The organism is Acinetobacter sp. ACNIH1 (assembly GCF_002934695.1).
Taxonomy (GTDB): Bacteria; Pseudomonadota; Gammaproteobacteria; order Pseudomonadales; family Moraxellaceae; genus Acinetobacter; species Acinetobacter variabilis.
The window spans coordinates 2386749-2401218 of record NZ_CP026420.1 but is presented as its reverse complement, the minus strand read 5'-3'; the positions used below and the strand labels follow the sequence as shown (position 1 = coordinate 2401218).

Below are 14470 nucleotides of genomic sequence, written 5' to 3'. Positions count from 1 at the left end.
AATAGACTTGAAAAATCATTAGATTAAACCTAGCCTGAGCATATTGGGTTAGGTTTTTTCTTATGCGTATCTTTCAACGAATTCACAATAAACTGAACTGGTCAAACCGCCGTTATGCGGCCTTGATTATTGGTGTGCTGATGACCAGTTATCTGGCTTCAGCAATTTATCATACTTATAAACCGTTACCTGAAGGGCTGAATTACACGGGTAAGCTGCGCCATGCACAGGTGAAATTTCTGGTCGATCAGACTTATCTGGATGCACAGGGCAAGCAACAACTGGATCATCAGATTTTTAATGAAATGCTGAAGATGGTTGAGGAAGCAAAATCCCTGATCGTGCTGGATATGTTCCTGTTTAATCAGCAAACCGGTGCCTCTAAACAGGAACATCAGGCACTCAGCAAACAGCTCACAGAGGCCTTACTCAACAAGCGATTGATGCAGCCTGAAGTGGAAATCAAATTTATTACCGATCCGATTAATTCTGTCTATGGTGGAATTACAGCGCAGCATTATCGTGAACTGCGTCAGGCAGGAGTAGATGTAATCGAAACCAATCTGACACCGCTGCGTGCTTCTAATCCAAGCTGGTCAGGTTTCTGGTATCTATGCTGTCAGGGGATTGGCAATAATCCGGAAAAAGGCTGGTTGCCGAATCCGTTTGGTCCAGAAAAAGTGACCTTACGCAGCTATTTCGACTTGTTTAATTTCAAAGCCAATCATCGTAAAACACTGGTCGTTGATACAGATCAGGGCTGGAAAGCACTGGTCACTTCAATGAACCCACATGATGGCAGTTCACGGCACTCCAATATTGGTCTACTGGTCTGGGGCAGAACAGCAATTGATATTCTTGCAACAGAACAGGCAGTCGGGATCATGTCTCAAGCCAATATGCCGGCTGTGATTGCAGGTGAATTTGAAGCAGAAAAAAACCAGCCTCAAGTTCAGGTGCTGACTGAAAAAGCCATTTATGAGGGGGGTCTAAAGCTGCTTGAAACGGCGAAAGCAGATGAGCAGATTGATCTGGCCATGTTCTATCTGTCAGAACGTAAGATTGTGAAAGGGTTGATTGCAGCACATGAACGCGGAGTGAAACTTCGGATTTTACTTGATCCAAACAAAGATGCATTTGGTCGTGAGAAAAATGGCATTCCTAACCGGCAGGTGGCTTCAGAACTGCATAAAGCTGGTATTCCGGTACGCTGGTGTAATACTCAAGGCGAGCAATGTCATAATAAAATTCTGATGAAATATGGTGCCCAGCAATCTGAAATGATTTTAGGTTCCGCCAATTTCACGGCACGTAACCTAAAAAATTATAATCTGGAGACCAATCTGCGTGTGGTGGGACAACCTCAGGCGGAAGTCTTTAGCGATGCGCAGCAGTATTTCAATACGGCCTGGTCTAATTTGAATGGCCGTTCCATGAGCGTGGACTATGCTCAATATGCTGAAGAGTCATTCTGGAAATACTGGCTCTATCGCTTTATGGAATGGAGTGGTTGGTCGACGTTTTGATTTTAAATTCCTCCTAACCTCCCCTTAAAAAAGGGAGGAAAGTCCCATTGCTGTCCCACAATTTTTCACAAGAGGAAGCTCATTTGAGCTTCCTCTTGTTTTATGGGTATTTTATCGGGTGAAAATAAAGCTTTTAAAGTTCTTCTTTCAAACAAATTCACTTGAATTATTCTGAGTAAACGTTGAACTGTCCAACCTGTTTTTCCTAAATGTTGAGCGAAACTCACCAATAAATAGGCGATCATCGCAATCCAGATTTGTGTCTGAATTGCGTTCCTGCTGCGGCCTAGAAACGCTTTTAATTTGAGATTCTGCTTAATCGCCTTAAAGAACAGCTCAACTTTCCAACGATCTTTATAAATCGCCGCAATGGTAGAGGCGGCTAAATGAAAGTTATTGCTGAGAAAGCTAAAGTGCTTGCCACTTTGCTGATCTCTATATTCAATTCTTCTTAACACTGGGGCTTTTCTTTTTAGGGCATGTGCGCTATTCAGCTGAATGGTTTCATCTTTTAGAATACCTTTGGATTCAAGCACTGGATGTTGCTGGATCACCTGATACACAGATTTAGGCCTAAAACGTGTGACAAATCCAATGTTTTGAGCAGTCAGATTTGCATACCATTGGTAATCGACATAGCCTTTATCAAAAACTACAATGCTGCCAGCAGGAAACTGGAATTTGCGGCCTTGTACCATGTCATTTTCTTTGCCATTTTCAACTGCAACAAACTCAGGAATATCATTGCTGTGATTCAATCCTATACTGAGTTTCATGCTGGCTTTTGAGTCGTGAACTTTGGCCCATTCACATAAGGAAAGCGACAGGTCAATATGACTGGCATCCAAGGAATACAAGGGATTCTTAAAGCGAAATTTATGAGCTACTTTTGAGTGTTCATAGTATTTAAGCAACTTGTAAAATAGCTGTTGATACAAGGCAGCAGGCTGCTGCTCATTGATTCGTGCCAGCGTGCTTCGGGGAATAGACTTTGCTCCGAGATGACTTAGCTTTTCCTGTTGGCACTCCAAATTGGATTGAATATCTCTCAGACTTTGCCTACAAGAGAATTGAGACATCAATATGGCAATAAACTGATCCCACCGGGAAGCCGCTCTAAATTTCTGTCCAACATGGTGTACTTTAGCAAGTTGTTCAAAATCCTGTCGCACAACAGGTTTAATTAGCTCATGAAATACGGTATTCTGATGTGACAAAACCTGAATCCTGGTCGTTAAAGTGTTTGTTTGCACTCATATTTTAACTGTTAGGACTCAGGTTTTTTTATTTAAAGCAAACTATGGGACAGCAGTGAGGAAAGTCCCTCTTTATCAAAGAGGGATTTAGGGAGATTTCTAGTATTAGCTTTTCGATTCTGGATTCGGCGGAACTAGTTGATCCAGTTCTTTATCTGTCAGCTCATCCAGTTCAGAAATATCAGTCTTAATTTTCCATTGTGCTTCATCATCCACCGGATTTGGCAAACGTGCTTCTAGCCAGTCGCACACTACATCTGGTGGGAAGTCGGCATGATTACACTGAATGACCCAAGACAGGAAATCTTTAGCGACACCATTCATATAAGGCGGTGGAGAAACTGGAAGAAACTGAGTCGGCAGGCGCTCATTTTTAGAAATATAGTTCAGAACATGACCCAGTTCCTGTACAGTTTGCCATGCTAAAGGATGATCAACATTAATCTGAAATTTAAACCACCAAGCCTGTTTTCCATCCGAGCCATAGCTATCAATCAGTCCTTTTTGAACACTGGGTACCTTGCAAAAATATTCATATAAACGATCGAAATTTAAATCAGACACAGTATGCAACTCAAAGCATTAAAAAAGTGATATTAGCATACGCACTTCAGCGTTCATCACGCAAGCCTGTTAAAGTCATGGAATCAATTACAAAACTTTGCAGCAGCAGGAGATTTATCCATATTTTCTGCATGGGTTTTGGTTAAAATATGGGCAGAAATCTTTGGAGGACGCACTTATGAAAACATTAGCTTCAGGTGCATTGCTGGCTTCATTTCTGTTCGGTATTGCAGTGCCCGCTTGGGCGGATAATGACTGGGTAGGCTATACCGGTGTTGATCGTTCTAAACCCCATCATCGTCCTCCATCGCGCCCTCATTATGCACCACAACCGCCTCATTTGCAGCGGCCTTATTATCCGCAACGTCCATCCCATGGTGGATATTATCCTCCTGCCCAGAGCCAAAGTGGGTTCAATATCCAGTATCAGGCACCAACCACGATTTACCAGAATTCCAATAGCTATAGCTGGGTTAATGGTGATCCGAATGTAGCCCACATTGAAAGTTCGAGATATACAGTGATTAGTGACTGGCAGCGTTTGGGATTACCGGCACCACCACGCGGAAGTTACTGGATTTATGAAAATGGACGTTATGTGTTGATGAATAACCGTTAAAAGAAATTCCCTCTCTTGTTAGGAGAGGTGATTAATTACCCTCTTGCGAAGCAGTGCTTCTCACCTTTTGCAAAGGGGGACTTTTCTATGACTATGCCAACTCATCATCCTCAGGTCGTGGAGTTTTACCTTCTGGCAATGGCTTTTCGCTATGCTTGTCGCGAATGACGGATGGATAGGTCCAGGATGCATAACGAACCACTAGGATGGCAAAAGCCAGAATCAGAATCGAACCGGTAATAATGACCTGATCCATGCTGGCTTTGTGCGTATGTTGAATATCGGAAATCAGTAAACGGGTCAGGGCAGTAATCGCAATATAAATCAGGAACCGGACCGGCATATGATTGGTCTTGAAATAGATGCCGACCATGGCACCAAGTTCCAGATAGATAAACAGCAAAAGAATATCGTCAATGGTGGCAAACTGTTTGACGGTTAAAATCTCAAATACGGTATGACCTGCGGACCAGATCACCATACAGCCAATAATAAACAGCGCAAGATAATGGAAACTTTCAACGGCAAGGTTGCCAAAACGGTCGAGGAGAGTTTCTATTCTTTTTACTTTAGACTCAGATTTACTCATGTTCTCCTCCAGATTTTTCATGTGAAATAACATATGAACAGGAAAGAACTAGCAAAGATCATGCACAAAAAGAGAAAAATAAAATAAAAGTGAAATTATTCGAACTTTTGCACTTTTTTTGTACTAACTTGTTATATTGTATGAGAACTACATTGAATAAATAGGAGAAAAAAATGTTGGACAAAATTCAAACAAAAATTAGTCAATTAGAAGCAGGAAAAAAATTAATCCTGGGCGCGGGGATCAAGGCTGAAGAGATGCAGAAGGTACTCGAACTGTGTGAATCTTTAGAGTCGCAAGGGGGAATTAAAATAGTAAATAAGCATTACAATCCTAAAATAACGACGCAACCAGATACGATCTTGATTGAAAAAGTATAGTGTATAAAAAGCCCTGCAGATGCAGGGCTTTTTATATGGATTCACGTCAAGATTAAGCTTGAGTCGTAAAGTAATCTTCAGAGAAATTCATCACTACTTCGCAACCAGCTTTCACTTTAGTGATACGCAGTGCTAGTTCAGGCAAGATGCGTTGCGTGAAGTAACGCGCCAGTGCCAGTTTGTTTTGGTAGAAATCGCCATCTTTGTCTTTGGCTGCATTGGCAATGCGCGCAAACATATAAGAGAAGCTCAATAGGCCTACTGCATGTAGGTAATCGACTGCTGCAGCATTCGGGAATTCTGCATTTTCGCCAGCAGCTTCAAGCACGAACTGAGTCAATGATTCTACTTCAGTAGCTGCATCTAAAGTTGCATCTTTAATGAAGTTCAGGTCTGCATCCAACTGGTTCGCAAAGTCGCGAATTTCTTCGATGTATTCGCCGATATACGCACCGTCACATTTAATGGTTTTACGGCCGATTAAATCTTGAGACTGAACGCCGTTGGTTCCTTCGTAGATCTGTGAGATACGCAGGTCACGGATACATTGTTCCATACCCCATTCACGGATATAACCATGTCCACCAAAGACCATTTGTGCATCTAGGGTTGCCTGGAATGCCGTATCCGTCAGGTAAGCTTTTGCAATTGGTGTCAACAGCGCAACACGGTCATTGGCTTTTTTCACGGCTTCAGGATCAGTCGAGAACTTGGTGATATCCAGTTGCTGACCGACATACACCGCAAAAGCACGAGATGCTTCGTTATTCGCACGAACATTCAACAACATACGACGTACATCACCATGTACTAAAATGCTGTCTGCCGGTTTAGCCGGTGATTGAGCACCAAGTGCACTACGACCCTGTAAACGATCTGTCGCGTATTGTGCAGCATTTTGATAAGCAAATTCTGAGGCTCCTAGACCTTGGATGCCCATAGACAGACGTTCGTAGTTCATCATCACGAACATGGCTGCCAGACCTTCGTTTTCTTTACCAACTAGATAACCTTTGGCACCGTCAAAGTTCATTACGCAAGTTGCAGATGCCTTGATCCCCATTTTGTGTTCGATTGAACCTGGACCTACCGGGTTACGTTCGCCAATTGAACCATCTTCATTGACCAGGAACTTCGGTACGATGAACAGGGAAATACCACGAGAGCCGGCAGGCGCATCAGGTGTTTTTGCCAGTACCAGGTGAATGATATTTTCAGCAAGATCGTGATCACCACCCGTGATAAAGATTTTGGTACCGGTAATGCTATAGGTACCATCTTCATTACGTTCAGCTTTGGTTTTGATAATACCCAGATCAGTACCGGCATGTGGCTCAGTTAAGCACATGGTGCCTGACCATTCACCAGAATAGATTTTAGGAAGATAGGTTTCTTTTTGCTCTTGAGATGCATAGCTGTTTAAAGCCATACCTGCACCCACAGAAAGAAGCGGGTAGAGCATGAAAGATGGGTTGGTTGCAAACAGCATTTCATCAGAAAGTACGGTAAGCATTTTCGGCATTTCCTGGCCGCCCCATTCTGCATCGGCACCCAGACCGATCCAGCCACCTTCAGCATATTGTTTGAATGCTTCTTTAAAGCCAGCAGGTGTGGTGACATTGCCATTTTCATATTTTGCGCCTTCTTCATCACCGGTACGGTTCAATGGAAGGGTGACGTTCTGCGCAAATTTAGCCATTTCTTCAAGAATTGCTTCTGCTGTTGCAGCGTCTAAATGAGCTAAATTTTCATTGGCTTGCCAGAATTGTTCGGCATTGAATACATCGTTCAGGATGAATTTCATATCGGCAAGTGGGGCATTATAAATTGGCATGTGAGTTCACCTGTTTATTGTTTGAATCTTGATTCGTTTAGTTCAGTGTAGTCTACAATTGTGAATGTTGTAGGTGACTAAAGCGAAAGAATGCTTTATTTATAAAGAAAAAGGACTGCCAATGCTATGACCGTCCTTTCTCAATTTCTGTACTCAAGAGTACAACATTTTGAATATCTAGTTAAATATTCTCAATATTTAGCTTAGAAAGCAAAGTGTTCAGCATCTAATGCAAGTAAAGGCTCTACACCTGTTGCAATCACTTCTACGTGTGAGCGAACACGTGGCAAGATTTTCTTGAAGTAGAAGCGTGCAGTCGTCACTTTAGCATTGTAGAAGTCTACATCGGTGGTGCCCGCTGCAAGTGCTTCTTGTGCGACCAATGCCATGCGAGCCCATAGGTAAGCAAGCGTTACATAGCCAGAGAAATACATGTAATCAACTGCAGCTGCACCAACTTCATCAGGGTTTTGCATTGCGCGCATACCAATTTGCATGGTCAAATCGCCCCATTCTTTATTGAGCGCTGCAAGCGGTTCAACAAATTCTTGCATTGCTGCGTTGTCTTTGTTGGCTTCTACAAATTTATGGATGATTTTGGTGAAGTCTTTCAACATTGCACCTTGTGTACCCAAAACTTTACGACCTAACAAGTCGAGTGCTTGGATTTCAGTTGTTCCTTCATAAATAGTAGAGATGCGTGTATCACGTGCAATTTGTTCCATACCGTATTCAGAAATGAAACCATGACCACCCAATACTTGAATACCGTGTTTTGCTGACTCTGAACCTGTTTCAGTTAAGAACGCTTTTGCAATTGGGGTTAAAAGAGACAAGATGTTGTCAGAGAATTTACGATCTTCTTCAGTTGCACCTCGTTCAACGATATCTGCGTGTAGACACAACAGATACACTAGTGCGCGACCACCTTCTGCAAATGCTTTCTGCGTCAACAGCATGTTACGTACCGCAGGATGCACAATGATTGGATCTGCTTCTTTTTCAGGCGCTTTAGGACCTGAAAGTGAACGCATTGCCACACGGTCTTTCGCATATGCTAAAGCACCTTGGAAAGAACCTTCAGATGCAGCAAGACCTTGAACGGCTGTACCAATACGTGCAGTGTTCATGAATGTGAACATGCAGTTTAGGCCGCGGTTTTCCGGTCCGATCAAGTAACCTTTTGCTTTATCAAAGTTGATCACACAAGTTGCGTTACCATGGATACCCATTTTGTGTTCGATCGAAGCACAACGTACAGCGTTACGCTCGCCAACTGAACCATCAGCATTTACGAGGAACTTCGGTACGATGAACAGAGAAATACCTTTAGTGCCTTTAGGTGCGCCTGGTAAACGTGCAAGAACGATGTGAACAATATTGTCAGCCATGTCATGTTCACCAGCAGAGATAAAGATTTTCTCGCCAGTGATGGCATAACTACCGTCGGCCTGAGGTTCGGCCTTGGTGCGAATAATACCTAAATCAGAACCTGCATGTGATTCGGTTAAACACATGGTACCCGTCCATTCACCTGAAACCAGTTTAGGCAGGTAAGTGTCTTTTTGTTCATCTGAACCGTGATGTTCTAAAGTACGTACAGCACCATGAGAAAGACCTGGGTACATGCCCCATGCCCAGTTTGCTGTACCTACCATTTCTGAAATCACGTTTCCTAAAGAAACAGGTAGACCTTGACCGCCGTATTGCTCTTCAGCCGACAATGATGGGAAACCCAGTTCGATATATTTTTGATATGCTTCTTTGAAGCCCGCTGGTGTTGTGACCACACCATCGTTCCACGTACAACCTTCTAGGTCACCGCTTTGGTTAATTGGAGATAATTCATTTTCACAGAAGTCTGCAGCAGCTTCTAAATATTGGTCAATCAATTCACGGTTCACAGTTTCCTGAAATGCAGGCAATTTAGAATAATGTTCTTCTGCGTTAAGTAATTCATGCAGTACGAATTGCATATCACGTAAAGGCGCTTTGTATTGTGGCATATCGGTTTCCTCAATACTGGTTGAACCAGCGTTATAATCTTAGATGAACTAAAACCTGTCTTCATAGACACGGTTTGGAATGATCTAATCGTGCAACAACTTCCCCTGCGGTACAAGCTTTTCGGGGTGTTTTCTTGGTGACTGTAAAGTCAAAGATTAATCTGCACAGAACAGTAAACATATTGACTGCAAAGACTTTTGTAGAAATTAGCAGAACATGAATGGTCAAAAGAGGACTGAGGAGTCAGCTATAAAAAAAAGGCACCCGAAGGTGCCTGAATTTGAAGGAATAAGAAACGTAGAAGAAGATCAAGATGCAGCTTTAGTCATCTTAATGGGTGCATTCGGCTGGAAGTGCACGATACATTGACCATCAATAGTTTGAGTACCCGCTTTCACTTGAACGGCCTTGCCGTGGGTTTGACCTTTACAAGCGTTGGCAAACGCAGTTTGTAGAGCCTGACGTTCTGATAAACGCTGATCATACTGTTTAACCATTTCTGCACGTTGACTATCCGTTAATGCTTCTCCACGGTTCATACCACCTTGGAATTCATCACGCATCGGACGATGTTCACCGCGCATGCCACGGAATTCACCACGTTGAGCTTTCATGCCTTTATGGTCAGGTCTGAAAGAAATCTTGCATTGACCATTAATGATTGTATCACCCGCCTTGATTTGGACTGCACTGCCTGCAGCTTTGCCGTCACAGGCCTGTTGAATCTGTTTATGCAATTGCATGCGTTCTGCACGAGCGGCTTTGAACTGCTCGCGTTGCTCTGGAGTGAGACGATGCTGTTTTTGACCTTCATGATGTTTCATCATGCGAGAATGATCTTTCTGCTCATTCACGTTGCTAGTCGATTGACAGGCAGTCAATGCACCCATCGATAAAACACTGGCACTGATTAAGGCGATTTTTGTCACTGCTTTCATGTTTTTACCCCATACAAGAGCTGATTTTTTTGATGAGTAAAGATTAAATAATAAAGATGAAGAAACAATGGAGAGTTTTTTAAGTCTGTGTTCGCTACAATAATGAATATAGAGAAGAAAAACTGAGATTTTTACTTTGAAGATTCGCCGTATTCCGATTGCATTACGTCTGTTTTTGACTGTTTTATTGACCACCCTGGTAATTACCACGGTGAGTCTGGGCGTATTGCATCTGAATATGCAGCGCAACTTTACCCGCTATGTGGCGGATGTAGAAATGCAGAAGCTAGATCATGTGATCGAAAATCTGGCTGATGTCTATACGGTATATGAAGACTGGGGTAACGCTATTCAGGCGCAGATTCTGCAAATTGAAGGTGAAGCTGCACCGGATGATTATGACCGTTTATCGCGCTGGTGGTTGCGCCGTCAGTATGATATTGCCTTGCAGCAGCGTTACTTTCAGGAGCAGACCTTAGCCACTGTAGCGCCTTCAAGTATGGTTGAACCAAATCTGACACCGCGTTCAGTCAATGAAGAAGAATTGCGTATTCTGGCATCTAACCTGCCTTCACAATTCCAGCCCTTTGAAGGTTTAAGATTTCCACTTAGCTCCAATCAGAACCTGTTTAGAACCGACCGTAAAGACAATAATGGCAGTCAACAGCCAGTTCAGCAACCTACTGGCAAGAAGCAGTTCATCCAGATGCCAGACCGTCTGGGTCTGAGTTCACGCCTATCACTCTATGATGCCAAACGTCGTTTTGTAGTAGGTGAGGCGTCAGATGAGCAGATTTCTTATCGTCCGATTATGGTTGAAAACCAGGTAGTCGGTTATCTTGGTTTGAAACCGGTTTTAGACCAAGATGATGCTTTAAGTATTAATTTCTTTAGTAATCAGAAACGTTACTTATTTTTAGTTTATGGTTTAAGTATTCTAGCCAGTCTGATTGCTGCATTATTACTGGCAACTTATTTTAAAAAACCGATTCAGCGTTTGTTGAACGGAACACGTGAATTGACTCGCGGTAATTATCAGCATCAGGTAAAAGTGAAACGTAATGATGAGCTGGGTGATCTGTCTAATGAACTGAATCAACTGGCAGTGATTCTGGATCAGCATGAAACTTCACGCCGTCAATGGGTGGCCGATACTTCACATGAGCTGAAAACTCCGCTGGCAGTTTTGCAGGCACAGATTGAAGCGATGCAGGATGGAATCCGTAAACCGACACCAGAGCATTTTGCATCGATGTTGGCACAGGTAACCAGCCTGAAAAAACTGACCCAGGATCTGGCAGCTCTAGCACAAGCGGATGCCCAGCAATTACAGTTCTATTATGCAACCGTTAATCCGTGGGATGTGGTGCAGCAGGAATTAATGAACTTTCAGCCTAAATTTGAACAGGCTGACCTGAAAGTGACTGTTGAAGGTGACGGTGCTGAAGTTGATCTGGATCTGGACCGTTTCAAGCAGATCGTAGCCAACCTGCTCAGCAACAGTATTCGTTATACAGAAGCCGGTGGCCAGGTACATATTCATACCGAACAGAATGAGAAAGAATGGACCTTATATGTCGATGACAGTCCATTCGGTCTGACTGATGAGCAGCTGACTCGCATTGGTGAACGTTTCTATAGGGTTGATGATTCGCGTACCCGTGCCACCGGTGGGACAGGCTTAGGTCTGGCCTTATCTTGTAAAATTACTCAGGCTATGGGTGGTAGCTTAAGCTTTGCACATTCACCATTAGGTGGTTTACGATGCAAACTAAGTTTTCCTAAACAATTGAAACCATAAAGGAAAATATATTCATGAAACATATCATGCTGGTTGAAGACGAAGTCGAACTTGCCCTGTTGGTGCGAGATTATCTAGAGGCTGCTGGTTTTGAAGTCAGCGTGTTTCATGATGGGCAAGAAGCATATAATAGTTTTACCCAGCGTAAACCGAGCCTGATGATCTTGGACTTGATGGTGCCGCGTATGGATGGTCTGACCATTTGCCGTAAAGTGCGTGAACAGTCAGATTTGCCGATCATTATGGTGACTGCGCGTACTGAAGAAATTGACCGTGTACTGGGCCTGAATATGGGCGCGGATGACTATATCTGTAAGCCATTTAGTCCAAAAGAACTGGTTGCCCGTGTACAGGCCGTATTACGCCGTTTAGACCGTAAAGCTGAGCCGGAAAGCAATGATTTATTCCGTATGGATAAATCACAACAGCGTATCTGGTATCAGCAAAAAGCCTTGAACTTGACCCCGACTGAATTCCGTTTGCTGGAGCTGTTCCTGGAGCATGTCGGCCAAGTGTATTCACGAGCACAATTACTAGATCATATCAATCCGGACAGTTTTGACGTGGCAGACCGTGTGATTAATAGTCATATCAAAAACCTGCGTCGTAAAATTTCAGATGCGGCAGAAACCGGAAACCGTCATGAGTGGATTCAGGCTGTTTATGGTGTAGGGTATCGTTTTGAATATCCTGAGGACTAATATTCGAATTAATTAGAGAAAAGCGGATAGACTTCTTGGTTTGTTCGCTTTTTTTATTTCTGAAAATAATCAATATAAGAGAGCCAAAATAATGAAAATTATCATTCGGGATGAACAGCTAGAAGATATTCCAGCCATTACTGAATTGACCCGAGCGGCCTTTCAAAATGCTGACTATTCAAGTCATACTGAACAATTTATTGTAAATAGTTTACGTAAGCATGGGCAGTTAACGATTTCTCTAGTTGCACTTGAACATAACCAGCTGGTAGGCCATGTGGCTATTTCACCTGTCACTATCTCTTCAGGTGAAACTGGCTGGTACGGTCTTGGCCCAATTTCGGTATTACCTGCAAAACAAGGACAGGGAATCGGCACTTTACTTATGCAGGTAGCTTTAGATCGCCTGCAACAGTTAGGGGCTCAAGGATGTGTAGTGCTCGGTGATTCTCAATATTATGGTCGTTTCGGGTTTAAGGCTTTTCCAGAACTTTACCTCAAGGATGTTCCACCAGAATACTTTCAAGTCATTGCATTTAATGGATCTATTCCACATGGAGAAGTGGTCTACCATGAGGCGTTTAATGCAACGCAATAATTCATCAAAAAGAGCTGTTTCTATTTAGAAGGTATGGAGTTTTAAAATATAAAATAGCTTTTAACTAGCATCTATTATGAAATCGATTATTTATATTTCTTTCCATCTTAGTAGATACGAAAAAATAAAAGTTTAATAATTAATAACTTAAATTTATGTATTAGTTGATTAGTTGGATACCCGCTACAATTCGGTTTTTTATTCATCATGAGAGCGTGTCTTGGAGAGTGAAACACCGCAACTACAGCGTCGTTTGAAGAATCGTCATATCCAGCTGATCGCTATGGGCGGGGCCATTGGAACCGGATTATTCTTGGGGTCCGCACAGATTATTCAGTCCGCAGGACCTTCCATTATTCTGGGCTATTTGATTGGTGGTTTGATTGCATTCCTGATTATGCGCCAGTTAGGCGAGATGATTGTGCATGAGCCTGTGACTGGTTCATTCAGTTATTTTGCATTTAAATACTGGGGTAAATTTCCAGGCTTTTTAACCGGCTGGAATTACTGGATTTTATATATTCTGGTCGCAATGACAGAGCTGACCGCCATTGGCAAATATATCAATTACTGGTGGCCACATATTCCAGCTTGGGTGTCTGTACTCATCTTCTTTTTGGCGGTAACACTTGCCAACCTGGCCAATGTCAAAATTTATGGTGAATCTGAGTTCTGGCTATCGATCATTAAAGTCTTTGCCATCATTGTAATGATTATCTTTGGCATATATTTACTCCTCACTGCCGATGCAACTTCAACCGCTTCGATCAGCAATTTATGGATTCATGGTGGATTTTTTCCGAATGGCTTTGATGGGCTGTTTTATATGCTCGCCTTTATGATGTTTGCTTTTGGTGGTATTGAGCTGATTAGTATGGCAGCGGCAGAAACCGAAAATCCTGATAAGAACATTCCACGTGCTGTGAATCAAACTGTGATTCGGGTATTTTTATTTTATATCTGCTCGCTTGCCGTATTACTTTCACTCGTACCATGGAATCAGCTGAATTTAGGCGATTTAGATCATAGTCCATTTGTAATGATTTTCAGCCAGATGGGGATTGAATGGGCTGCACATTTACTGAATTTCATTATTTTAACTGCTTCACTTTCAGTCTGTAATAGTGGCATGTATGCCAATAGCCGTATGTTGATGGGGCTGGCTCAACAAGGGAATGCACCACAATTATTTAAGAGCGTAAATAAACATGGTGTGCCTGTGGCTGCGGTATTGTTCTCAGCATTTTTGATCTTTGGCTGTGTGATCCTGAATTACTTTGTGCCTGAAAAAGCTTTGAGTTACCTGATTTATATTGTAGTAGCAGCTGCGGTATTGAACTGGATGATGATCAGTTTGATTCATTTAAAATTTAGACAAACCATCAAACGAAAGGGGATTCAAACCAGATTCCCAGCGATCTTTGCGCCGTTTAGTAACTATTTTGTTTTAGCTTTTATGCTGATGATTTTATACATCATGTGGACGCAAGGCTTTATGTTGTCAGTGCTGATGTTGCCGGTGTGGATTGCGGTGTTGTTTGGCGTGTTTAAGTTTCTGAATAAAAGGAATGCTTAAGCCTAAAATCTCCAATCAGAAGAAGCCCGACCAGAAATGATTGGGCTTTTTTCATATTGTCGCAATATCTAAAGCTTTTAG

At 42.6% G+C, this 14470-nt stretch carries 13 protein-coding genes; 7 read left to right on the top strand and 6 right to left on the bottom strand.

The window, feature by feature from the left end:
• Nucleotides 1-62: 62 nt before the first annotated feature.
• Entirely contained in the window at nucleotides 63-1526 is a 1464-nt protein-coding gene (locus tag C3F22_RS11735) for a phospholipase D family protein (RefSeq protein WP_104426608.1), read from the top strand.
• A gap of 65 nt (nucleotides 1527-1591) precedes the next feature.
• Here the strand turns inward: C3F22_RS11735 and C3F22_RS11730 are convergent, their stop codons facing one another.
• Together C3F22_RS11730 and C3F22_RS11725 are read right to left on the bottom strand one after the other, a co-directional pair.
• Entirely contained in the window at nucleotides 1592-2743 is a 1152-nt protein-coding gene (locus C3F22_RS11730; RefSeq protein ID WP_004646736.1) for an IS4-like element ISAbe18 family transposase, read from the bottom strand.
• A gap of 144 nt (nucleotides 2744-2887) precedes the next feature.
• A complete protein-coding gene (locus C3F22_RS11725; RefSeq protein WP_004782151.1) occupies nucleotides 2888-3346 on the bottom strand; it encodes a hypothetical protein in 459 nt (152 codons plus the stop codon).
• A gap of 178 nt (nucleotides 3347-3524) precedes the next feature.
• Here C3F22_RS11725 and C3F22_RS11720 point away from each other — a divergent pair, with 178 nt between their 5' ends.
• The gene (locus C3F22_RS11720; protein WP_104427020.1) at nucleotides 3525-3965 is read left to right on the top strand and encodes an RcnB family protein; all 441 of its coding nucleotides are present in this window, start codon (nucleotides 3525-3527) and stop codon (nucleotides 3963-3965) included.
• A 91-nt stretch (nucleotides 3966-4056) separates the two neighbouring features.
• Here C3F22_RS11720 and C3F22_RS11715 read toward each other — a convergent pair whose 3' ends face one another.
• Nucleotides 4057-4554, bottom strand: coding sequence for a phosphate-starvation-inducible protein PsiE (locus C3F22_RS11715; RefSeq protein ID WP_104426607.1), 498 nt, complete (start codon nucleotides 4552-4554; stop codon nucleotides 4057-4059).
• A 173-nt stretch (nucleotides 4555-4727) separates the two neighbouring features.
• Here C3F22_RS11715 and C3F22_RS11710 point away from each other — a divergent pair, with 173 nt between their 5' ends.
• Complete coding sequence (locus C3F22_RS11710) at nucleotides 4728-4934, top strand: hypothetical protein (RefSeq protein WP_034704246.1); 207 nt, start codon at nucleotides 4728-4730, stop codon at nucleotides 4932-4934.
• Between the two features lie 52 nt (nucleotides 4935-4986).
• Here the strand turns inward: C3F22_RS11710 and C3F22_RS11705 are convergent, their stop codons facing one another.
• From C3F22_RS11705 to C3F22_RS11695, 3 genes are all read right to left on the bottom strand, one after another.
• Nucleotides 4987-6768, bottom strand: a complete 1782-nt coding sequence (locus C3F22_RS11705; protein WP_104426606.1) for an acyl-CoA dehydrogenase C-terminal domain-containing protein — start codon at nucleotides 6766-6768, stop codon at nucleotides 4987-4989.
• A 203-nt stretch (nucleotides 6769-6971) separates the two neighbouring features.
• The gene (locus C3F22_RS11700) at nucleotides 6972-8774 is read right to left on the bottom strand and encodes an acyl-CoA dehydrogenase C-terminal domain-containing protein (RefSeq protein WP_104426605.1); all 1803 of its coding nucleotides are present in this window, start codon (nucleotides 8772-8774) and stop codon (nucleotides 6972-6974) included.
• 309 nt (nucleotides 8775-9083) lie between these two features.
• Nucleotides 9084-9713 (bottom strand): hypothetical protein, encoded by a 630-nt coding sequence (locus tag C3F22_RS11695; RefSeq protein ID WP_104426604.1) that lies wholly within the window; start codon nucleotides 9711-9713, stop codon nucleotides 9084-9086.
• Between the two features lie 136 nt (nucleotides 9714-9849).
• Between C3F22_RS11695 and baeS the strand changes: the two genes are divergently transcribed.
• From baeS to C3F22_RS11675, 4 genes are all read left to right on the top strand, one after another.
• Nucleotides 9850-11514, top strand: a complete 1665-nt coding sequence (gene baeS / locus C3F22_RS11690) for a sensor histidine kinase efflux regulator BaeS (protein WP_104426603.1) — start codon at nucleotides 9850-9852, stop codon at nucleotides 11512-11514.
• A gap of 14 nt (nucleotides 11515-11528) precedes the next feature.
• Nucleotides 11529-12215, top strand: a complete 687-nt coding sequence (locus tag C3F22_RS11685; RefSeq protein ID WP_104426602.1) for a response regulator — start codon at nucleotides 11529-11531, stop codon at nucleotides 12213-12215.
• A gap of 91 nt (nucleotides 12216-12306) precedes the next feature.
• The gene (locus C3F22_RS11680; protein WP_104426601.1) at nucleotides 12307-12813 is read left to right on the top strand and encodes a GNAT family N-acetyltransferase; all 507 of its coding nucleotides are present in this window, start codon (nucleotides 12307-12309) and stop codon (nucleotides 12811-12813) included.
• A 220-nt stretch (nucleotides 12814-13033) separates the two neighbouring features.
• Nucleotides 13034-14389 (top strand): amino acid permease, encoded by a 1356-nt coding sequence (locus tag C3F22_RS11675; RefSeq protein WP_104426600.1) that lies wholly within the window; start codon nucleotides 13034-13036, stop codon nucleotides 14387-14389.
• Nucleotides 14390-14470: the final 81 nt, after the last annotated feature.